18 protein-coding genes are annotated in these 22,485 nt (G+C 60.9%); 11 read left to right on the forward strand and 7 right to left on the reverse strand.

What is annotated here, in order from left to right; genetic code table 11:
- The first annotated feature begins 68 nt into the window (after positions 1-68).
- Together rho and IPP95_03615 are read left to right on the forward strand one after the other, a co-directional pair.
- Complete coding sequence (rho, locus tag IPP95_03610) at positions 69-2,036, forward strand: transcription termination factor Rho (GenBank protein QQS73325.1); 1,968 nt, start codon at positions 69-71, stop codon at positions 2,034-2,036.
- A 106-nt stretch (positions 2,037-2,142) separates the two neighbouring features.
- Complete coding sequence (locus tag IPP95_03615) at positions 2,143-2,631, forward strand: DUF4199 domain-containing protein (GenBank protein QQS73326.1); 489 nt, start codon at positions 2,143-2,145, stop codon at positions 2,629-2,631.
- 18 nt (positions 2,632-2,649) lie between these two features.
- Here the strand turns inward: IPP95_03615 and IPP95_03620 are convergent, their stop codons facing one another.
- Positions 2,650-4,029, reverse strand: coding sequence for a peptidoglycan synthetase (locus IPP95_03620; GenBank protein QQS73327.1), 1,380 nt, complete (start codon positions 4,027-4,029; stop codon positions 2,650-2,652).
- 130 nt (positions 4,030-4,159) lie between these two features.
- On the opposite strand from IPP95_03620, the gene IPP95_03625 reads away from it, so the two are divergent.
- Together IPP95_03625 and IPP95_03630 are read left to right on the forward strand one after the other, a co-directional pair.
- Entirely contained in the window at positions 4,160-5,569 is a 1,410-nt protein-coding gene (locus tag IPP95_03625; protein QQS73328.1) for a T9SS type A sorting domain-containing protein, read from the forward strand.
- A 302-nt stretch (positions 5,570-5,871) separates the two neighbouring features.
- Entirely contained in the window at positions 5,872-6,735 is an 864-nt protein-coding gene (locus IPP95_03630; GenBank protein QQS73329.1) for an MBL fold metallo-hydrolase, read from the forward strand.
- A 183-nt stretch (positions 6,736-6,918) separates the two neighbouring features.
- Here the strand turns inward: IPP95_03630 and IPP95_03635 are convergent, their stop codons facing one another.
- Both IPP95_03635 and IPP95_03640 read right to left on the reverse strand, forming a co-directional pair.
- Positions 6,919-7,281, reverse strand: coding sequence for a Rieske 2Fe-2S domain-containing protein (locus IPP95_03635; protein QQS73330.1), 363 nt, complete (start codon positions 7,279-7,281; stop codon positions 6,919-6,921).
- Positions 7,281-9,335, reverse strand: coding sequence for a ComEC family competence protein (locus IPP95_03640; protein QQS73331.1), 2,055 nt, complete (start codon positions 9,333-9,335; stop codon positions 7,281-7,283). The genes IPP95_03635 and IPP95_03640 overlap by 1 nt, the downstream gene beginning before the upstream one ends.
- Positions 9,336-9,471: 136 nt before the next feature.
- On the opposite strand from IPP95_03640, the gene IPP95_03645 reads away from it, so the two are divergent.
- The 7 genes from IPP95_03645 to IPP95_03675 all read left to right on the forward strand — a co-directional run bounded on the left by IPP95_03645 (position 9,472) and on the right by IPP95_03675 (position 15,776).
- On the forward strand, positions 9,472-10,038 hold the full coding sequence (locus tag IPP95_03645) for a hypothetical protein (GenBank protein ID QQS73332.1): 567 nt from the start codon (positions 9,472-9,474) through the stop codon (positions 10,036-10,038).
- Positions 10,039-10,064: 26 nt separating this feature from the next.
- Positions 10,065-10,793, forward strand: coding sequence for a 4-hydroxy-tetrahydrodipicolinate reductase (gene dapB, locus IPP95_03650; GenBank protein ID QQS73333.1), 729 nt, complete (start codon positions 10,065-10,067; stop codon positions 10,791-10,793).
- 245 nt (positions 10,794-11,038) lie between these two features.
- Entirely contained in the window at positions 11,039-12,598 is a 1,560-nt protein-coding gene (gene lepB / locus IPP95_03655; GenBank protein ID QQS73334.1) for a signal peptidase I, read from the forward strand.
- The gene (gene lepB, locus IPP95_03660; protein ID QQS73335.1) at positions 12,595-13,530 is read left to right on the forward strand and encodes a signal peptidase I; all 936 of its coding nucleotides are present in this window, start codon (positions 12,595-12,597) and stop codon (positions 13,528-13,530) included. The genes lepB (IPP95_03655) and lepB (IPP95_03660) overlap by 4 nt, the downstream gene beginning before the upstream one ends.
- 236 nt (positions 13,531-13,766) lie before the next feature.
- The gene (locus IPP95_03665) at positions 13,767-14,252 is read left to right on the forward strand and encodes a hypothetical protein (GenBank protein ID QQS73336.1); all 486 of its coding nucleotides are present in this window, start codon (positions 13,767-13,769) and stop codon (positions 14,250-14,252) included.
- A gap of 6 nt (positions 14,253-14,258) precedes the next feature.
- A complete protein-coding gene (locus IPP95_03670; protein ID QQS73337.1) occupies positions 14,259-14,903 on the forward strand; it encodes a CoA pyrophosphatase in 645 nt (214 codons plus the stop codon).
- Positions 14,904-14,990: 87 nt separating this feature from the next.
- Entirely contained in the window at positions 14,991-15,776 is a 786-nt protein-coding gene (locus IPP95_03675) for a T9SS type A sorting domain-containing protein (GenBank protein QQS73338.1), read from the forward strand.
- Positions 15,777-16,040: 264 nt separating this feature from the next.
- Here IPP95_03675 and IPP95_03680 read toward each other — a convergent pair whose 3' ends face one another.
- The 4 genes from IPP95_03680 to IPP95_03695 all read right to left on the reverse strand — a co-directional run bounded on the left by IPP95_03680 (position 16,041) and on the right by IPP95_03695 (position 22,273).
- The gene (locus IPP95_03680; GenBank protein QQS73339.1) at positions 16,041-18,236 is read right to left on the reverse strand and encodes a hypothetical protein; all 2,196 of its coding nucleotides are present in this window, start codon (positions 18,234-18,236) and stop codon (positions 16,041-16,043) included.
- Positions 18,131-19,171: a hypothetical protein gene (locus IPP95_03685; protein ID QQS73340.1), complete on the reverse strand. Its 1,041-nt coding sequence runs from the start codon at positions 19,169-19,171 to the stop codon at positions 18,131-18,133. The genes IPP95_03680 and IPP95_03685 overlap by 106 nt, the downstream gene beginning before the upstream one ends.
- A gap of 27 nt (positions 19,172-19,198) precedes the next feature.
- Positions 19,199-21,346 (reverse strand): hypothetical protein, encoded by a 2,148-nt coding sequence (locus IPP95_03690; GenBank protein QQS73341.1) that lies wholly within the window; start codon positions 21,344-21,346, stop codon positions 19,199-19,201.
- 111 nt (positions 21,347-21,457) lie between these two features.
- A complete protein-coding gene (locus IPP95_03695; protein QQS73342.1) occupies positions 21,458-22,273 on the reverse strand; it encodes an SDR family oxidoreductase in 816 nt (271 codons plus the stop codon).
- Between the last annotated feature and the right edge of the window lie 212 nt (positions 22,274-22,485).

The following is a 22,485-nucleotide window of genomic DNA, read 5'->3' on the forward strand; positions in this document are numbered from 1 at the left end:
TTCTTTCCCTAAGCCTTCACGGCGATATGCGGCATACCGTGCCGCTTCCCCCATCGAACCCGAGTACCATGTACGAGAAAGCCGCACTTGAGGCCCTTAAGCTCACCGAGCTGAAGGAGATCGCCAAGCAATTGAAGCTGAAAAAGTTCGAGACCCTGAAAAAGCAGGATCTCATCGCCAAGATCCTTGAAGCCTCCCCGGCTCTGGATAATCGGGATACGGATGCCATCGCTCAACTGGCCATCGACGACGAGGCCCCCGATCCGGAACCGGATCCAGAACCGAAGGAGGACGACGATGAGGATGACGAGGACGACGATGAGGAGGATGACGATGATGATGACGACGAGGACGGAAATGACGATGAAGACGACGAGGAGGATGATCAGGACGAACAGTCCGGCGCCACGGCCAAGCCGGATGCACCGGAACGGCACAAACGCGAAGCGCACAAGCCGTTAGCCGCAAAGGACGAGGGGACGGATGAACGCCCCCGTCGACAGGAGGAGCGGCCCAATGACACCAACGACCGCTTTGACCCCCGTGACCGCCAGCAGCGTCGCGGACGCAGACCACGCGTCGAAGCCGACCGGCAGAACAAGCCCGAGCAAGGATCCCCCGAAGAACAGAACACAGGAGTTTCCGCGACCACTGAACAGTCCGCGCAGAACGAAGGCGGGAACGACCAGAACCGCGGTCAACGCGAAGGACGTGACGATCAACGCCACCCACGCGAGCAGGGTCAGCAAGGTCAGCAAGGCCGCGATCAGCAGCGGAACGAGCAGCGCAATGAGCCACGCCCACCACGCGAACAGAACGATCAACGGAACGACCCGAACCGTGATCAACAGCGCGAGCAGCAGCGCCGCAACGACCAGCAGCGCAATCAGCAGCAACAGCAGCCGCAGCTACCCGCCAGCTTTGAGGCGTTCATCGAAACGGACGGCGTACTGGAGATCATGCCCGAGGGCTACGGCTTCCTGCGCAGCAGTGACTACAACTACCTGCCCTCACCGGACGATGTCTATGTGACACAGCAGCAGATCAAGCAGGCCGGCCTCAAGTTGGGAGACACCGTCCACGGCTACGTGCGCCCGCCGCGCGACCAGGACAAGTTCTTCCCGCTGGTGAAGGTCGAGAGCATCAACGGCCGCGACCCCGAGTGGGCGCGCGACCGCGTTCCCTTCAAGTTCCTCACGCCGCTCTTCCCCGACGAAAAGTTCGACCTCACCACCAAGGGCGGCAACCTCAGCACCCGCGTATTGGACCTCTTCGCCCCGATCGGCAAAGGCCAGCGCGGCCTGATCGTCGCACAGCCCAAGACGGGTAAGACGATCTTGCTGAAGGACGTGGCCAACGCCATCGCCGCCAACCATCCGGAGGCCTACCTCATCGTGCTGTTGATCGACGAACGCCCGGAGGAGGTGACCGATATGCAGCGCAGCGTGAACGGCGAAGTGATCGCGAGCACCTTCGACGAGCCCGCCACCCGACACGTCGCCGTGGCCACCATGGTACTTGAGAAGGCCAAGTGCCTCACCGAATGCGGCCACGACGTGGTGATCCTGCTGGACTCCATCACCCGCTTGGCCCGCGCCTACAACACCGTTCAGCCTGCCAGCGGTAAGATCCTCTCCGGCGGCGTGGACGCCAATGCGCTCCAAAAGCCCAAGCGCTTCTTCGGTGCCGCGCGGAAGATCGAGAACGGCGGCTCCCTGACCATCCTCGCCACCGCGCTCACCGAGACCGGCAGCAAGATGGACGAAGTGATCTTCGAGGAGTTCAAAGGCACGGGTAACATGGAACTGCAGCTCGACCGGAAGATCAGCAACCGCCGCATCTTCCCGGCCATCGACATCCTTGCCAGCGGCACGCGCCGCGACGATCTGCTGCACCACAAGGACGTGCTGCAACGCACCTGGATCCTGCGCAAGCACTTGGCGGACATGACGCCGGTGGAGGCCATGGAGTTCGTGAAAGGCCGCATGGAAGGCACCAAGAGCAACGAGGAGTTCCTCGTCTCGATGAATGGCTAAGAGCAATAGGATCAGCTGATGTGTGAGATCAGCTGATCAGCTGATGGTCGCTTTCGATACCTGCATCAGCTAATCAACTCATCAGCTGATCAGCTAATCGACCCCAATGTCCGGCATCAAGACCACCCTACTGCTGGCGCTCTTGGCGATGGTGCTCCGGACCGGCCTGTTCTTTGCCGGCGTGGAAGTGGCGCCGTTCAAGTTCATTCCCGCACACCTGCTGCTGATCGTGCTGGCGGTGTACTTCAGCGGTCACGTCCTGTTGAACCGCGACCCGTCACGCGGCTTCGGGGAATTGCTGCGTGTCGGCTTCCAGTCCGCGTTGCTCTATGCCTTCCTGCTGTCGCTCTTCATCTGGGTCTACTACAAGACCATGGACAACACCGCGTTCAGCACTTACAACGAAAAGCTCATCCAAGGCTTCGTTGCGCAAGGACATCCGGAGGCGCTGGCACGGGAGAAGGTCGGCTCGATGTATAACGCAGGCAGCTATGCCGTGATCTCCTTCTTCGGGCTGTTCATGGCCGGTGCGCTCAACGCCATGGTATTCGGGGTCGTGCATCACAAGCTGTTGCGGCGGTTCCGCTCCCGATAGTTGTCAGTTGTTCTCCGATCAAGCAATGAACGCCTCCGCCATCGCATGGAGGTCCAGCCCGCCGAAGTTGCCGCTGCTCATCATCAGTAGCACACCCGATGAATCCGGGGCCTCCCACATGCCTTCACGCACCGCGCCCATCAAGGCGATCGGGTCGGTGAGCACCTGGAGGTCCTTTCGGCCGAAGGCGGCGCGGATGCGCTCCGTCGGCACAGGTGGAAGGCGTTTCAACTGCACCGCGTGCGGATCATAGAACACGAGCGCCTTGTCCGCGCTGTCCATGCATCCGGCGTACTGGTCGAGGAAGTTTTCGCTCAGGCTGCTGAAGGTGTGCAGTTCCATGCAGGCCGTCAGCTTCCGGCCGGGAAACTGCTCACGCACGGCGTCCACCGTGGCTTTCAGCTTGCTGGGCGAATGGGCGAAATCCTTGAATACCACTTTGTCACCATGCTCCGCCAGCTTTTCCAGCCGCTTCGCCGCGCCGGTGAAAGAGGCGATGGCATTGTAGAATTCATGGTCGCCGATGCCTAACTGATGGCACACATGGCGCGCACCTTCGAGGTTCATCAGGTTGTGCTTGCCGAAGATGTTCAGCGGTACTTCACCTTGCGCCGTCAGCAGCATGGTCCTTCCATCGCGGATCTCGTGCGGCGGCACACCGTAAGGGACTTGTGCCACGTCCTTCCGGCCCTTCCGTTCCTCCGCCAAGCGCTTCACCTCGGGGTCCTCCGCGCAATAGATCAGCTTTCCGCCCGGCTCGATCAGGCTGATGAAGGTGGTGAACTGCTCCACATAGCTCTCGAAGGTCTTGAAGACGTTGATGTGGTCCCACGCGATCCCGCTCACCAGCGCGATGTCCGGCTTGTACAGGTGGAATTTCGGCACGGGTTCCAGCGTGGACGCGAGGTATTCATCACCCTCGATCACCGCCACCTTGCTCTTCGCGCCTAACCGCACCATGCAGTCGAAACCCTCCAGTTGCGCGCCCACCAAGTAATCGAAGTCGGTGCCACCAGCGCGCAGGACATGCACGATCATGGAGGTGATGGTGGTCTTTCCATGGCTGCCGCCGATCACGACACGCGTTTTCTCCTTGGTCTGCTCGTAGAAGTAGGCGGGATAGCTGAAGACGGGAATGCCCAGCTCCTGCGCCCGCTGCAGCTCGGGATTGTCGGCGCGGGCGTGCATGCCGAGGATCACCGCGTCCAGGTCCGTCGTTATGTCTTCAGGGTGCCAGCCCATGCGTTCGGGCAGGAGGCCCAAGTTGCTCAGGCGGCTGTGGCTCGGCTCGAAGATCTCATCATCGCTTCCGCTCACCTCGTAGTGCTGCTGGTGCAAGGCAATGGCGAGGTTGTGCATGGCGCTGCCGCCGATGGCGATGAAGTGGACGCGTTTCATGGTGGTACAAAAATGCCGAATGCACAGTAGGCCGACCGATGTTCAACCGGGCAAGTATCCACGATGCGGTGTCAGTGCCGGTCACGTGCACGTACGAACACGGCGTAACCACAGCGCTATATTTGAGTGGATGAACAGATCACTTTACCTCCTCTGCGCAGGGGCCTTTCTGTTGTATTCCAGCGATGCCAGCGCGACGCAGTGGACCGTGGGCCCCGGACAGACCTACACCGCGCCGAGCCAAGTGGCCGCCTTGGTGGGCGATGGCGACACGGTGAACATCCAGGCCGGCACCTATCCTTCCGACGTGACCAATTGGACCGCCAACGACCTGCTGCTGCGCGGAACGGGCGGCCATGCCCAATTGGCGAGCAACGGCACAGCTTGGGGCGGCAAAGGGATCTGGGTGATCCAAGGCGATCGCACGCGTGTTGAATGGATCGAATTCGGCGAATGCAGCGTGCCCGACCACAACGGCGCTGGGATCCGCATGGAGGGCAAGAACCTCACCGTGCGCCATTGCGTGTTCCGCGACAATGAGAACGGGATCCTTGCGGGAACACCGGCGTCCGTGCCCAGCAACATCACCATCGAGCACTGCGAGTTCGACCACAACGGCTATGGCGACGGGTTCTCGCACAACCTGTACATCAACTACACCGACACGCTGTTCTTCCGCTACAACTACAGCCACCACGCCCATGTGGGGCAAGAGTTGAAGAGCCGTGCGCACGTGAACTTCATTGAATACAACCGCTTGAGCAATGAGGCCACCGGCGATGCCAGCCGCGAGATCGACCTGCCCGACGGCGGTCAGGCCTACCTGATCGGCAACTTCATTCAACAAGGCCCGATGGGGCAGAACAGCAACCTGGTCGGTTTCGGCGCGGAAAGCCTGAGCAACCCGGGGCCACATGCGATCTATGCGATCAACAACACGATGGTGAACGAGAAGAACGTCGGCAGTTTCTTCAGTATGCCCGCCACCGTGTCCTTCAAGGGCTATGCCAACATCATGGCCGGAGGCGGGACGATCATGGCCACCGGCTTCCCGAACGCGACGGACACCGCCGGTAATTTGCGCGCCCCGGACATCGCCGACCTGAACTTCCAATCGGCTGGCACCTATGACTACCGCCTATTTGCCCCTTCCCCGGCGCAGAACATGGGTATTCCCGCAGGCTACTCCACAAGCGGTTATCCGTTGGTGGCCTGGGAAGAATATGTGCATCCGGCGAACAGCGAGGGCCGTTGCCAGCAAGCCACCTTGGATGCGGGCGCCCATCAGCTTTGCACCACCGCGGTGGAGGAGCGCGCGGCCTCTGCGGCGATCACACTCTGGCCGAACCCCGGCCGGGAGACTGTGCATATCACTGGGGCCAATGGATCTCGCGTGGAGCTTTTGGACGCTCTGGGCCGGGCAACAGGAAGGATCGGGACGGCAGGTATGATCGACCTTCAGGGCATGGCCGCCGGATGCTACTTTGTACGGGTGTCCACTCCGAAAGGGAACCATTTCTTGCGGCTGGTTGTGGAATAAACGGCCTTGACCCCTTGTGCTTTGTCAAAATGCACATTACTTGCGGCATAGCTCTCTGGAGCCGAAGGTTCAGTATTCTGGACCCTTTCTTTGCCCACATCCGCGAAAATTGAACATATGTCCGCCCGACCCCACCTCGTTTCCTTTGTATTGTTCGTGCTATTGCTCTCAGGCGTTGTCCACGCATCCTCACCTGCTGATACCACCTCGATCGGGATGCGTTCGACAATTTCCCCCGGAAACATGATCGGTGATCACGACCTTCGCAGTCCGCTGTGGCCCGATGTCCTGGCGGATAACGCATGAAGCTTTACACGATCGATACCGGTTTCTTCAAGTTGGACGGCGGCGCCATGTTCGGCGTGGTACCGAAGGTGCTCTGGGAAAAGAGGCATCCGGCGGACGAGCGCAACCTCTGTTCCTGGGCCTTGCGCTGCCTGTTGGTGGAAACGGACGGCCACCTGATCCTGATCGACAACGGCATGGGCGACAAGCAGGACGCGAAATTCTTCAGCTACTACTACCTCCATGGCGATGCCACGCTGGTCGGATCGCTGAAGAAGCACGGCTTCACACCGGACGACATCACCGACGTGTTCCTCACGCACCTGCACTTCGACCATTGCGGGGGAAGCATCCGGCGCGAAGGCGATAAACTGGTGCCGGCCTTCAGGAATGCGACCTATTGGAGCAACAAGTTCCACTGGGAATGGGCTACCAAGCCGAACCCACGTGAAAAGGCAAGCTTCCTGCAAGAGAACATCCTGCCGATCCAGGAAAGCGGCCAGCTAAAGTTCGTGGACGCGGAACGGAAGCAGGACACGGACACGCCGTTCGTCAAGGGGCTTTTCCCCGGTTTCGACGTGCTGATGGTGAACGGCCACACGGACGCCATGATGATCCCACACATTGCCTACAAGGGCCGCACGGTGATCTACATGGCCGACCTGATCCCCAGCGCCAATCACATCCCCGTACCCTGGGTGATCAGCTACGACACACGCCCGTTGTTGAGCATGCAGGAGAAGGCACCGTTGCTGGAGTCCGCGGCGGACAAGGGCTCCATCCTCTACTTCGAGCACGACCCGGTGACGGAATGCGCAGTGGTGGAGCGCACCGAGAAAGGCGTGCGGCTGAAAGAGACCTTGCGATTGGGGGAGATATAGAGGTGGCTCATTCCATTTGGACGCTGAGGCGCGGAGGCGCAGAGAGCTGACGTGTCCTAGTGGGCAGGCGGCAGCGGCAGTTGCAGTTGGCAGTTGGCAGTTGGCAGCCTCAATAATCGCCAAACACCAAGCACCTTTCAGATGTTGGCATTTCTCTGCGCCTCCGCGCCTCGGCGTCCCCTTTCACCACAACTCCACCCCGAAGATCTTCACCGTGGTATAGGCGAAGCCGATGAAGACCCCGTCCGGACGCTCTTCCAGCGGAAAGACCTCGGCGTTGTCCATCCCACCGGAGCGACTTCGGCCCGTGGCGATGTTGAAGCCCATGCGGTGCATCGGGCAGATGAGGTCGCCGCCCTCGCACCAGCCGCCGATGAAGCTGCTGCCCTGGTGCGGGCATCGGTCCAGCAACGCGTGCAGTTTGCCGCCGTTGCGCACGATGCAGATCGATCTGCCGCCCACCTTCACGCGCATCAGCTTGCCTTCCGGAAGGGTTTCCGGACTGCCCTCCTCCACGCGTTTCCAACGAGTGCCTTCCACGATCATCAGGGGCGAACATACGCTCCGGCCTGCCGGATATCGAAGACCGCTGCGCCTTGCTTCTCGCCCCAGCGGCGCATCATCGAACGCTGGCGTCCGGACATGTCCGCGCTAAGCACCCATAGTGTCGATCCGTGATCCGGCAGTACTGCGAGATCCAGCCAGCCTTTGCCGTGCATCACGACCGTCCGCGGAGCGGCGGTCCGATCCAGCTCTTCTACTGTCCGCTCCACGGGAAGAAAATCGTAGCGCGATCCACCCTGTGACACGTATCGCGGCAGGCTGTCCACCCGCACCTCTTGCTCGATCCCGGCCCTCCGCACCTGGTCCTGGATACTGCGTTCCGTCCACGTGGTGGCCCCATCGGCGAAGACGTGCAGGGTGCGGCCTTGCACGAACACGGCCACGGTCCCGTCCCGGTCATTGTACACCGCAAAACTCCGCTGCGCATTGCGCTGATGGGCGGTCCATCCCCAACTGAACAGCAGGGCCGCGACCGTTGCCAAGGTCGCGGAGCGTGCCCACTTACTGTGTTGCAGCATCCACGCGGCCACGAAGACCAGCAACAGGTACAGGCCCACCATTCCCCAAAAGCCGATGCGGACGGCGGGGTACGCACCGGGCAATCCCGCGAAAAAGCCGGAGAGCCAACCCAGCAACAGCAGCAGCCATTTCATCAACGTGGCGATGAAAGGTCCGATCACCGGCACGGCATGAAGTGCCAGCAGCGCGATGCCGCCGTACACGCCCGCTCCCACCAGCCCCACGATGGCCATGTTCGCCGGCAGGAACCACACCGGGAACGCATGGAACACATAGAGGCAAAGCGGAATGGTGAAGGCCTGCGCGGAAAGGCTCACCACGATGAGCGACCAGAAGAAGCTCGCCACGGCGTTCGGCGGTGCCCACACCAGATGGATGGGCCGGTAGAAGACCGCGATGCCCAGCACGGCGAGAAAGGACAGCTGGAAGCCGAGCTGCAACAACATCGAAGGGTCCCACAGCAACAGCACGATCGCCGCGCAGGCCAAGCTGTTCAGCGATTCCGAACGCGCGCGCGACATCTCGGCCAAGGTGAAGAGGGAGAACATCACCGTGGCCCGCAGCACCGACGGGGAGAAACCCGTGATGCCCGCATACAACCACAGCGCGACCAAAGCGGCACAACCGCGGATGAGCCGTCCACGCTGGTCCTTTCCCAAGAAAAGCAAGCCCCACAGCACGGCGATGTAGATGATGCCCACGTGGGTGCCGCTCACCGCCAGCACGTGGATGGTGCCGCTTCGCACGAAGGCTTGGTTCTGCTCGGGTTCCAGCTCATCCCGCATGCCCAACAGGATCGCCTTCACCAAGGCACGTTCCCGGTCCGGAAGGCCCGACCGGAGCAGCCAGCCGGAGATGCGGCCCCGCGCTTTCTCAAAAAAGCCCAAGCCGCCGGGGCGGGAACCCAGCACGGACCAGCGGTCATCCGGCGCGAAACACTCATGCCCCGCACCATGGCCGGCCGCCCATTGGCGCACATCGAAGCCGCCGGGGTTGGGGACCCGCTCGATCGCGGTGGCGCGTGAGGCCAGCAGCAGGCGGTCGCCGTTCTTCGGGGTTTCACGGGTGCTGTCCCGAAGAAGCGTGACCAGCATCCGGCCGCTTGCGGGGACAGCTTTGCCATCAACAAAGGCAGCACGGACCTCTGCCCAAACCCGGACCGTGCGCTCCTTGGCCGAGGCTACCTCCGTTACTTCCACCTTCCAGCCGGAAGCGTTGGCGGCCAAACGGCCCACATGGTCCTCCCGGCTCTCTGCGGAATGCAGGCGCTGCCACAGGCCACCGAACGCCAACAGCAGAACGAACAAGGCCACGCCCGAAGCCCAGCGGCTACCGTATTGCTGCTTCCGGAAGGCCAAGAACGCCCATAGGCCGAGCGCCAGCAACACTGCGGCCCAACCGGTAGTGAAGGAGATCGGGAGCCACAGCCCCAGCACCAGCCCAAGGATGAAAGGGATCACGGCCCGCAGCAGCGGCGCGCGGATGATCGCACTGGTGAAGGTCCCGCTGCCATGCATGGTTCATCCGGTTTGTTCCCGCACTGAACAAGGGCAGAAAAACCTGCGCCTTGCCCCGATCATGGCCAAGATAGAGGCAATAATCCATGCTTCTCGCGTTGATCACCACGGGAAGCGATCTTTGTCCCGTTCCCCCATGCTCCGCCCGCTCGCACCATTCCTCCTGCTCCTCGGAACATCCGTTGCCGCCTTGGCACAAACGGAAAACATTCCGGCGGACAGCACTGGAAGCCGCGCTGACACCACTATGGTCCTGGACTGGCGTGCAAGGCATCAACCTCGGCGGGCGGCGATCTATTCCGCCATCCTGCCCGGCGCGGGCCAGGTGTACAACCGCAAATACTGGAAAGTGCCCATCGTGCTCGGCGGGCTGGGCGTTTCCTACTGGTTCATCCAGGACCACAACCGCCAATACCAGCGCTACAAAACGGCCTACTTGGACGTGGTGAACGGTCGTACGGACGAGTTCAGCGGGCAATACAGCGGCGACCAGCTTCGCGGCGTGGCGGACACCTATAGACGTTGGCGGGACTACAGCTATGTGGCCATCGGCCTCGTCTATATGCTGAACATCGTGGACGCCTCGGTGGATGGCTACTTCGTGCGCTTCGACGTGAGCGAAGACCTTACCGTGCGGGCCGGGCCATCCTTGAACATGGCGGCGCAGGGGGCGGTGGGGATCAGCTTGAGCGTGAGGCTATAGAGATCACCAAGACCAGACGAACCGGCATGAAGATCGCCCTCTACGGATACGGAAAAATGGGAAAGGTCATCGATCAAGTGGCGGTGGCGCGGGGCCATCAGGTGGTGCTGCGCGTGGACCATGCCAACGCGGGCACGCCACCCACCGGTGCGGACGTGGCCATCGAGTTCAGCAGTCCGGCCACGGCGATGGACAACATGCGGCTTTGCTTGGCGCACAAGGTGCCGGTGGTGGTGGGCACCACGGGCTGGTATGACCACCTTGGCGAGATCCGATCATTGGTTCAAGAAAAAGAAGGTAGCCTCCTATGGGCCAGCAACTTCAGCATCGGCGTGAACCTCTTCTTTAAGCTGAACAAGTACCTGACGGGACTGATGGATGGTCAGCCCGGATATGCGGCGCGGATCGATGAGACGCACCACGTCCACAAGCTCGATGCGCCCAGCGGAACGGCCATCACTTTGGCGCGGGATATTGATCTGAAGAGCGGACGGTACAGTGGTTGGGAGAAGGTGGAGAATGAGGTGATGGAGGAAAGAGAGGTGAATGAGCGGGTGCCCATTCACAGCGAGCGCATTGGCGAGGTACCGGGGACGCATACCGTGAGCTGGGCCGGTGCGGAGGATAAGATCACGATCACCCATGAAGCGTTCGGGCGGCAGGGATTCGCTACGGGCGCCGTGGTGGCGGCGGAATGGCTGCGTGGCCGCACGGGGCTGTTCACGATGAACGATGTGCTGGACAGCCAACTCTAGCATCATGTTCTTTTACCGCCACGGCGCAACGACGCCACGGTTTCGCAACGCCGGAATTTGATCTGTTCATCTTAGTTAAAATCCTCCGCGGTTAAATACTTCCCCGGCCTTTCGTGGCGTTGCCATGGCATCGTGGCGTCGTGGCGGTCCAATTTTGAGAGTCCATCCTTCCCCACCTTTGCAAACTTTAGTCCTGAAGAACTTCGCCTTGTGCGCACCTTGCGCCCTATCCTGAATCCCACCGCATGACCGCTTGGTTCTTTTTTGCGCTTTACATCGCCGCCCTGTTCATCTGCCTGCCGAAGATCTTCGCCAAGGCGGGACGGCCTGCATGGCAAGGGCTGGTGCCGTTCTACAACCTGTACGTGTGGAACAAGATCCTCGGGAAACCTTGGTATTGGCTGATCCTGTTGCTGGTCCCCGGCGTGAACCTGCTGATGCTGATCATCTACAACGTGAACACCAGCATTGCTTTGGGCAAGCGGACCTTGAAGGAGCACATGATCATGGTGGTTGTGCCATGGGTGGAACTGCCCAACTTGGCGTTCAACGAAAAGTACAAGTGGGTGGGGCCGATCCCCATGGGCTCGCATAAGCGGAACATGCTGGGGCAATGGGGCGACGCCATTTTGTTCGCGGTGATCGTGGCCACGGCCTTCCGCACCTTCACCTTCGAGGCGTTCACAATCCCTACGGAATCCATGGAGAAATCCTTGCTGGTTGGCGATTACCTCTTCGTGAGCAAGCTGAGCTACGGCCCGCGCCTGCCGATGACGCCGGTGACCTTCCCCTTCACGCACCACACGCTGCCGCTCACCACGAACACGCCGAGCTTCACCAACTGGTTCGAGCTGCCCTACATGCGCCTGCCGGGCTTCGGCACGCCCCAGCGCGGTGATGCCGTGGTCTTCAACTTTCCGGAGGGCGACACCGTGGTGGCGAATTACCAGAACATGAGCTACTACCAGCTCGCCCGGATGTGCGGACGCGAGAACCTGCTGGAACGGGACCGCGTCGTGTTCACCATGCCCGACGGCCGACAGGGCAGTACTCCCACGGGCGGCATCTTGATCCGCCCCGTTGACAAGCAGGAGAACTACATCAAGCGCTGCGTGGGCGTTTCCGGTGATACCGTACAGGTGATCGACGGCCTGGTCCACATCAACGGAAAGCCGGAACCATTGGTCGCCACGGGCCAGTACCAGTACAACTTCACGATCAAGGACGGCTTCAACAAGAAGGTGCTGAAAGACCAGTATGATATCACCACGACGGACGTGGTGGAAGACAACAGCACGGCGAACATGCCGCTGACGCAGCAGAAAGCGGTGGCGCTGAAGAACTTCGGCAACGTGACCGGCATGGCGCGCGAGGACAAGCCCAAAGGCTACTACGGCGCCAAGGACTTCTGGCCGATCTTCCCGAACGATCCGCGCTACGACTGGAGCGAAGACAACTTCGGTCCGCTGTGGGTGCCCAAGGCCGGCGCCACCATCACGCTCACGGACATGAACCTGCCGCTGTACAGGCGCGCCATCACCGTGTATGAGCACAACACGCTGGAGGTGAAGGACGGCGCGATCTGGATCAACGGCCAGCAGACCAACACCTACACCTTCCAGCAGGACTACTACTGGATGATGGGCGACAACCGGCACCGCTCGCAGGACGCGCGTTTCTGGGGCTTCGTGCCTTACGATCACGTGGTGGGCAAGGCGGTGCTGGTGTGGCTCACCGCCGATCCGGAGAAGGGCGGCTTCCCCATGGGCATCCGCTGGAAGCGGCTGTTCTCGCGGGTAAGATGAGGTTGAAGACGGCATGGGGCCGTGTCCCGGAATGGGGAAAGGCCTTCCTCATCGCCATCGGCCTTTTGCTGGGGACGCACCTCTTTGTGCTGCGCTGGGTGACCGTGCGCAGCACCAGCATGTTCGCCACGCTGATGCCGGGCGACCTCATAGGCGTGGAGCGCTGGCCGGTATGGACCGGGCTGCATCGCGGCGACATCATCGTGTTCCGCGATCCCGTGCAGGACGACCGGCCGAAAGGTCAACGCGAGCTGCTGGTGAAGCGGATCGTCGGCGCGCCGGGAGACCTGGTGGAACTGCGTGCTGGCGAAGTCTTCGTCAATGGCATTTCCGTGCCGCCCTATGCACACCAGACGGCACGCTGGGCGGTGCGGCTGAAAAGCGGGACCAACGCCACGGAACTGCTGGCACAGATCGGCCTTCCTGCGGATTTTGTCCTTCCGGGCCATACGGTGATCGAACTTCCTTTGAACTCAGACCTGGCCGACCAACTGCGGGCACGCCCCGATGTGGTGAGCGTGGAGCGTCGCGGCCCTGCTAGCGGCTCTCCCGGCCACCTTTTCCCTTTCGGCCCGAATTTCCGCTGGAACAATGACAGATACGGCCCCTTGCGCGTGCCCGCCGCTGGTGACACCGTCGCCGTCACCTCCTTCACCCTGCCCATTTATGACCGGCTCATCAGCCGGTACGAGCGCAACGTGATGGAGGTCTCCGACAGGGAACTGTTGATCAATGGCAAGACAGCAGAGCGCTACACGGTCCGGCAGAACTACTACTTCGTGCTGGGTGACAGCCGCGACAACAGCTCGGATTCCCGCTACTGGGGCTTCGTCCCAGCGGACCAGATCATCGGGCGCGCGGGCTTCATCCTGCTGAACGCACGGTCGTTCCATGGCGTCTCCGCCAATGGCCGGAATTTCAAGAAGCTGTAGTACCGGCACCGGTGTCCAGAAGAAGATACAGAGTCAACCTCTGCGTCTTTTTCGCGACCCCGGCTCGGGGGCCGGGGTGACAACCATGTAAGGGCCGGGTGCTCGAATATTCGCGCGCGGCGCGAATATTCGAGCACCCGGCCCAACAACAAATGTCATTCCGGGCCAGACCCGGAATCGCGAAAGTGCATCGTGAAGATTAACGCAAACCAGTAGCACCGGATTAACTTGCACCCATGCGTCCGCTCGCCCCTTTTGCCCTTGCCTTGATCGCCTTCTCCTGCACGCCGAACGATCCGGCATCCCTCTGCGATCGCTTTTTCACGCCCTATCCTGACCATGTGAGCGATCGATCGCGAAATTCGCTCAATGCTGACCTTGTTGATGCGATGGCCTTTTACGCGGACGAGGACTATGAAAAAGCCATCACCGGTCTGCAGCACGTGCTGGACCGGGACGCTTACAACATGACCGCACGCATGTACATGGCCAGCGCGCAATTGGCTGCTGGGCATCCGTACAAGGCGGAGATGCACTTGGACTTCATGGAGAATTACAAGGACCGCAGTTTCAGCGACCAGGTGGAATGGTACAACGCCCTGTGCTGGCTCTGTGAAGGCGACACCGCACGGGCGGCCAAGCAGGCCCTCTGGATCGCCTCCAAGCCGCAGACCTACCGCAAGGAAGCGCAGGAATTGGCCGATGCCATCGAGAACAAGTAAACCGCCGTGCCGCTCACCCCTTCCGACCTCCGAAACGCACTGCGCGGACCCTTGCCGGGCCATGCTGCCTTCGCGGACCTGAGCGGCTATCCGAGGCCCTCCATCGAGGCCGCTTTGACGCTCTCCCCGCCGCCGCGTGAAAGCGCGGTCCTGGTGCTGATCCACCCGGTGCAAGGCGTCGACCACACCTTGCTCATGCGCCGCCCGGTGTACAAGGGCGTACACAGCGGACAGATCGGTTTTCCGGGCGGAAAGCGCGAGCCGGACGATATTTCCCTGCATGCCACGGCCTTGCGCGAATTTCAGGAAGAGACCGGAGCGGGCACGGCCAGCTTTGAGGTGATCGGTGAGCTCAGCCGCATCCACATCCCACCGAGCAGGACCTTGGTGACACCCGTGGTGGCTTGGTGCGCGGACCTCGGCGCGTTGCGCCCTGATCCGCGCGAAGTTGCAGAGCTGCTGGCCGTGCCATTGGAGGAACTTATGCGCGACGACATACTGCACCGCAAGCCTTTCCGCATGGGTATTGACGGGGCAGTGCGTACGGCGGCTTACTGGGATATCCATGGCGAGGTGGTCTGGGGCGCCACCGCGCTGATGATCGCCGAGCTGCGCACGATATTGGGCCATCCCGTTCGTCCGGCGTGGTAGCTCCGCCGTCGATCGTGGAGAACAATATGCAGAGGGGTTGCATAGGACCGGCAGTTCGGACTACTTTTGCTTAACATCCTCATTACCATGAACCTTCACTCCTTCCTCAAGCCGCTTTCGCTCTTCGGCGTGCTTTTAACGGCCACATCCCTTCAAGCCTCGAACGTGGACATCACCATGGTGCCCAACAACGACGGGCAGTTGGAGGTGAAACTGCGGCCCAGCGCGAACTTCGACGGCATGGTCAGCAGCTTGGTGTTCACGGTGAAATGGGATGCCGGATCCGAGGCCCATCTGGGCGCGATCCAGCAGGAAGCTCCTGCGAGCACCTACCTCCCTATCAGCCGCAGCGGCGGTGAACAGGACGCTGGCGGCGACCGTTACCAGATCTTCGTGGGCTTTGGAATGACCCCGATGCAATGGATCCCCTCCGACTGGGTGGCCGGCCAGGAATACACGGTGGTGACCATCCCGGTGACCGGTACTGCGGAATTCAGCTTGGTGAACAACACATGGACCGGCTTGAACAATGCTGATTATTACCTCGCTTTGGGAGGAGCGGACGAGACCGGAACGATCTATGGTGACCTCTCCACCGGTGTGATCGCCGGCGACATGGGCGATGGCAGTGTGAGCGTGGTGCCCAACCCCACCAACAAGGCCACGGTGATCACCATGGACCTTCAGAAGACTCAGAGCCTACAGCTGGATCTGCTCAACGCCGCCGGTCAGTCCGTTTGGAAAGAGAGCGTACCGAACGCATCGGGCACCGTGCGCATTCCGCTCGATCTCACCGACTTCGACAAAGGCGTATACCTGCTGCGTGTCCAAGGCGCGGACAAGGTGGTCACCCACCGGGTGGTGAAACGCTAAAGCAAACGCTCGTTTCTGCCACAGAGGCCACGTCCAATGACGTGGCCTCTGTTGTTTTTTGCTCTGTTCGGGCAGAGGCTCGAGGTTGTGCATCCTGTATCGCAAAGGGGAGACGATCAATGGATGGCAGGGAAATTCATCGATGGCAAGAGGCCGGGATAAACAGGCACTCGGCACAGCCGGCTCTACACTTGCCCTTTGGTTGGTTGAACTCAGGCTGGTGCTCGCGAGCCCCGCTACCGAAGGCTCGGTCGCGAGTGCAGCTTATCCCGCTTCCTCCACCTCCACGCCCAAGCCCACTTCCTCAAGGAAGCGCTCGTTGGGCACGAGGCCCTGTTTGTCGCTGCTGAACTCGGGTTTGATCCTGCGCACGAAGTACATGTCGATCTTGCCCTTGTTCTTCGCGTCCACCTGGCCGCGGTGCTCACAGATGAAGTATTCCTTCACCAGTTCATACGTGGTGCCGCTGACGTTCACCTCGCCCGGCGCACCACTGCTTTCCATGCGGCTGGCGGTGTTCACGGTGTCGCCCCAGATGTCGTAGGCGAACTTGCTCTTGCCCACCACGCCTGCCACCACCGGCCCGGAGTGCAGGCCGATGCGCAGGACCCAGGCATCCTTGCCCGTTCCTTCCCGCTCCGCGTGCCAGCGGTCCATTTCTTCCCGCACATCGATCGCAGCCAGCACGGCCCTCAGAGCATGGTGTTCCACGGGCGCAGGCAGGCCGCAAGCGCTCATGTAGCTGTCCCCGATGGTCTTGATCTTCTCTATGCCGTAGCGTGTGGTGATGCGGTCGAAGCGCACGAAGCACTCGTCCAGTTCGGCCACCAGTTCCTCCGGGGTCATTTTTTCGGCCATCATGGTGAAGCCCTTCATGTCCGTGAACATGACCGTAACCTCATTGTACCGGCGTGCCGTGGCCTTTCCCGTGTCCCGCAGCTCATCGCTCACCACCTTCGGGAGGATGTTCAGCAACAGCTCCTCGATACGCACCTTCTGCCCATCGATCTCCTTGCTCTGGGCCACCACCTCCGCCGTACGTTCCTCCACGCGGTGCTCCAGGATCTGGTTGCGCATTTTCAACTGGCGCTCCCGCACTTTCACATAACTGATCGTACCACCGATCACCACGATGGCGACGATGATATAGAACAGCCAGCTCCGGTACCACGGTGGAAGGATCGTGAACGTGAACTCCGCCGGCTTTGGGCTGAAGAGGCCCGACCGGCCAACGGCCTTCACTTGGAAGACATAGTGCCCTGCAGGAAGTGATGGATAATGCACGTCGGTCTCCTCGGTAAGCGGCTGCCAAGTGTTGTCCAGCCCCTCTAAGAAGTATTGGTAGCGCACGGCCTCGGGATCACTGAGGCTGACGCTGCCGTATTCGATGCGGATATTGCTTTCGGTATGGTCCAGTTCAATGCCTGCGGCCGCAGGCCTGTCCTCCAGGTTCACCTTCAGCCCGCGGATGGCCACGGTGGGCGGCACCACTTTGTTCAGTCCTTGGGCCGGCCCTACGCAAATAGCTCCGTTGGCCGTACCGAACCACAGGTCGCCATTGGCCGTGCGCAGCACGCTGTTGGGCTTGGCCTCGATCCCGGTGAACCCGCTCCGCGCGGAATACCGGGTGAAATGGTCCTTGCCCGGATCCCATTCGTTGAGGCCGCGGTTGGTCCCGATCCAGACGTGATCCGCCGCATCGGTGACGAGCGACCGGATGGAATTGCTGATCAACCCGTGGTCGGTCCCATAGCTGGCCACCTGCCTGCCGTCCTTCAACACCAGAATGCCGCGCCCCTCGGTACCGACCCACAACCTCCCCTGACCATCCTCAGTGAAACTCGTGGGGCTATAGGTGAACCCCAGGTCCAAGCGCTGGACCTTACCATTCTGCACCCGGGCGACACCTCCACCGGAGGTCCCGACCCACAGCACGCCTTTTGCATCCCGATAAAGTGCGCTGACATGCTCGCTCGGTAGACCGTCGGCAATGTGCAGCACCGTGGGTATCGTCCCATCCATCGAATGCACGAGCCCGTTGATGGTGCCCACCCACAGCTCACCCTTGCCGCCTACAGCCAAGCCGGTCACCTTATTTTCAGCGATACTGCCAACCACGTCCAACTTATTACTGGGTCGGAAGGTGGCCGGATCAAAGTCAAAAAGTCCACCATCCTCGGTGCCTATCCAGATATGCCCTTGCTGGTCCTGCTCCAATGCACGCACGTGGTTCGTGGTAAGCTGGCCGCCCTGCATGGTGAGGTGACGGATGGTGCCTGCACCGTTCGGTTCGGGGATCAGGATGGTGATGCCGCCGTTCGTCCCGAACCAAAGATGCCCGTCCCTGGTCTCGGTCATGGCCCAGACCTGCTTGTCCACCAGATGATCGTCTTCGGTGAAAGACCGGAACCGGTCCCCTTTGTAGACCTCCAGGCCGGCATCATGGGTACCGATGAGCATGTTGCCCTCGCGGTCCCTGGCAATACATCGCATCCGCTGGCTGTGTGTGCCATCGTCCGTGTTGAACCGCCGGATGCCGTTTTTTCGATGCGCGCCAAACCGTTGTCCCAAGTGCCCACCCAGATCCGCCCCTGCTCGTCCTCCCCGAAGCAGAGCACGAAATTGCTGGGCAACGCCGAGGCGATGTCATAGGTGGTGACCTTTCCGGTCTTGGCCTCCACGTTGATGGCTCCCGCGCTTTGAGTCCCTATCCATAGGCCGTCCTTGCTGTCCTGGAAGACCGTGGTGACGCCCATCAACAAAGGCAGCCCTTTGGGTTTGAAAGGTGTGAAACCCATCTTTCCAGCATCCCACACCTTCATGTCCCCCGAAGCTTCAAGGAACAAGAGCTTGCCGTCGTTCAAGCGGGTCATTCCGGTGATGCGCGAACTAAGCCCTTTCCCCTCATTGAACTGATCGGTTTTCACAGGGCCTTTGTCAGGCACATCGCCGATGCGGTAGGCTCCATCGCCGAAGGTGGCCACCCATATCGCCCCTTTTTCGTCCTGGGCAATATCGGTGATATCCTTTGTCGGCGGGGTGCCTTCCAATTGCAAGCTGCGGAAGCGGTTCCCCTCGCGCAAGCTGATCCCGCCGCCCAAGTGTCCCACCCAAAGGCGCAGGTCCTTGTCCAAGAAGATGCTCCGCGCGCCGCTCGGGGCCAGATCTTCGCCCGCGCCAAAGGCTTTCACTTTATTTCCGTCGTAGCTGGCCAGCCCGGCCTCCGTACCGATCCAAAGCAGGCCCGTGCTGTCCTGCAGGAGCGCATACACTTTTGATGCGGGCAGGCCGTCCCGGACCGCGACATTCTCGAAGAAGTACCGCTGTGCCTGGCCCTGTAAAACGGACAAAAGCAACAAGGCCGAAAGAATACTTCTGTACATGCGGTGGAACATGGCCGTGCAATGTACGGGAGGACCGGTTTACCGCGTCAGTTCATAGAAACTGGGGTCGTTCCCGGCGGCATCGCTCACCACCAGGGTGGTCTTGATGCTTTCGCTGTAATTCTCCATCAGCCCTTTGAGCGGGCCATAGTTGTAGAACGAATAGATATCGTCCCCCTTGCCGTCCACCGGGATCCAATAGGCCTTTCCTCCCTGGCTGCGACCGTGGCCCTCGTACCAGACCAGCAGGGTGTTCACCTGTCCGCTGCGCACGAGGTCGCGCAGTTCGATGTTGAAGAACCGTTCGAGGTCCGTCTTGGATAAGTTTTTCTTCACGATGGTGCGTTGGGCCTGGTACTTGGAAAAAGCCTTGCGCATTTTGTCCATCCCGAGATTGGGCAGGGCCGGCAGATTTTTATAGTTGCCGTTCTCGATGTAGACGATCCAGGCGGTGCCCATGGGGGATGCTGCGGGTTTCTCCGGTGCCGGTTTCGCGGCCACCACCACGGGTGCGGCATGTTGGATCATGTACATCGTCTCGGTCACGTTCCCATAGCGGTCCTCGGCCCTCACGGTGAAGTGGTTCTTGCCTGTGATGTCAAGCTTGATGCTGAAGTCCGTGGAGATGGTATCGGGGATGAAACTGGCGAACATGCCGTCCACCATCACGGAGCGGATACCGCTGGGATCCACTGTCCGGCCTTCCACGAAGATCTGGTTCTTGTCAGCGGGCAGCACGGCAACGCGGTCCGCGGACATTTCGGGCTGTGTAACACTGAGCGCGGGGGGATCGCCCTCGGTACGCTGCACCTTCAACGTGGTGGTGGACCGGTTCCCGTAGACATCCTCGGCCATCACTTCGATCTCCCTTGCATCCGCCGCCAAGGGCACGGTAGCGCGGAATTCCGGGGACTTCTCCTCCGGGTCAAAATCCGCAGGCGTGCCTTGCACCACAATAGCTTTTATCAGGCTCTTGTCGCGGATGTGACCCGCCACCTTCACCTTGTTCAAGGCACTGCTCACTTGGACCATATCGTTCTTCAACAAGGGCTCCACCACGGTGATCGCCGGCGGGTCTGCTTCGCGGTTCATCTCGAACACCCGCGCCTGGACCCGCTCCTTACTGGCCGTGATCCCTTTGAGATCGGCCGCTGTGTATGCGGGATCCCCCTTCATCTGCTTCTCGGCCAGTCCGAGGTCTTTCGCGGCACCGTCCAGATCCAGGTTGGCCTCGCGGCATTCGGCGCGCAGAAGGAGAAAGCTCACGTTGTCCGGGGAAGCCAGCAACAGTTTGTTGAGGTCGTTCACCGCGTTCTGCTCTTGGCCGAAGCCGTGGTAATAGAGGGCGCGCTGGTAATAGACCACACTGTCCTCGCGGCCCAAGGCCACGCACTTGCTCACGTCATCGATCGCCTTGGAGAACTCCTTCTGTAGGGAATAGGCCTTGCTGCGCATGATGAGCAGTTCGGTGCTGGACGGGTTCAATTGCAGACCCAAAGTGCCTTGGTTGATGGCCTTCTCCAAGGCGCGCATCTGCATGGAAACGCCGCGATAACTTTGGTAAAGTGCCAACTGTGTTTCGCCGGAGGCCACATAGGCCGCTTCGTACAGGTGGTTCCATTCCAGCACCTTGTCCAGGTCCACGTCGGCGGTGGTGTAGTCGCCTGAGGCCATGCGCGAAAGGGCGTGCAGGTAATAAGTGTCGGTGGTCCCCTTGAGCGACAAAGCCGCATCGGCGGCGGCCATTGCACTGGTCACATCCTTCAAGGCCAAGCAGGCCCGCACCTTGGTCTGTAGGGCGTCCATGGCCTTTGACTTCACGTTCAAGGCCTCGTCGGCATAGTGCAATGCTTTGGCCGGGGCTTTGGCGTCCAAGCAGGCCATCGCGGTCAGGGTGAGGTTGTCGGCATCGCCCGGAGTGATGCGCGCCACATGCTCCATGTCGGCCATCCGATCCACCATCCGGCCCATGTCCAAGTACAGCGATGCCCGGCCCAGCAAGGCCTTCACGTAGTTGGAATCCACGCGGACGGCAAAGCCGTACTGCTCCAAGGCATCATCCAACTGGCCAGCGGCACGCATCTTCTCTGCATCCTTCACGAAGACTTTTCCGTCCTGTGCATGAGCTGCGGAGAACCCCGCAAGCAGAAGGAAAGCCGGCAGGATGCTTCGAAAGGGACCGTTCATTCCTGGATAGTGGTGTGTGCAATGGAGGAACAAAGTAACACGAAGGCACCATCCCCATTGGATATGCCAACGACCATGTCGTCAATTGCTCCACAAGGGCACATCCTTCGCCTATTCCGCAGTAAAGTTCTCAACCACGCTGAGCGTGGCGCCACTACTGCTGAAGCCGCCATCGTGGAAGAGGTTCTGCATGGTCACGTAGCGTGTGAGGTCACTGAACAACGCGACCACGTAGTTCGCGCAGTCCTCCGTCGGCGCGTTGCCCAGCGGGCTCATCGCCCCTGCGAAGTCGAACAGGTTGGAAAAACCTTTGATGCCGCTGCCTGCGGTGGTCTTGCTCGGGCTCTGGCTCACGGTGTTCACACGGATCTTCTTGGAGATGCCCAAGTGGTAGCCCCAGGAGCGGCCGATGCTTTCCAGCAGCGCCTTGGCGTCGGCCATGTCGCCATAGCCAGGGATCACGCGTTGCGCGGCGATGTAGGAAAGTGCGACGATGGAGCCGCCGTCCGCCAACGCATCGGCCTTCACCGCTGCTTGGATCATGCGGTGGAAGCTCATCGCGCTGATGTCCAGCGTCTGCTTGTACCAATCGTAGTTGATGTCATCGTAGGTTCTTCCCTTGCGGACATTGGGGCTCATGCCGATGCTGTGGAGCACGAAATCCACAGGGCCGCCAAGGTGTTCCTTCGCCCCGGTGAAGAGCTTTTCCAGATCCTCGTCCTTCGTGGCATCGGCCCCGATGACGAGGGAGCCGGTGCTCTCGGCCAGCTTGTCGATCTCGCCCATGCGCATGGCCACCGGCGCGTTCGTCAGCACGATCCGCGCGCCTTCCGCGTGTGCCAGTTCAGCCACCTTCCAGGCGATGCTCTGCTCATTCAAGGCGCCGCTGATCACGCCGCGCTTCCCTTTCAATAGTCCGTAGGCCATGTGCGTTGGTTTACGGCCCGAAGATAGACGGCTCTCCGGATCCATCCTTGGTTTTCCACCGCAACGGCATTCCTGCGGCAGCCAAGTTCGCAACGGACACAACGAATTGAGTGTCGGCCGACTAATGCCGTGGCCGCTCGGCCCCAGTCGCGTGGCATCTGGTCGGTCGCCCTCAGGCGACCACACCATCCTTACAACCTTACCTCCCTTAC

This window comes from Flavobacteriales bacterium, from assembly GCA_016700415.1.
Classification (GTDB): Bacteria; Bacteroidota; Bacteroidia; order Flavobacteriales_F; family PHOS-HE28; genus PHOS-HE28.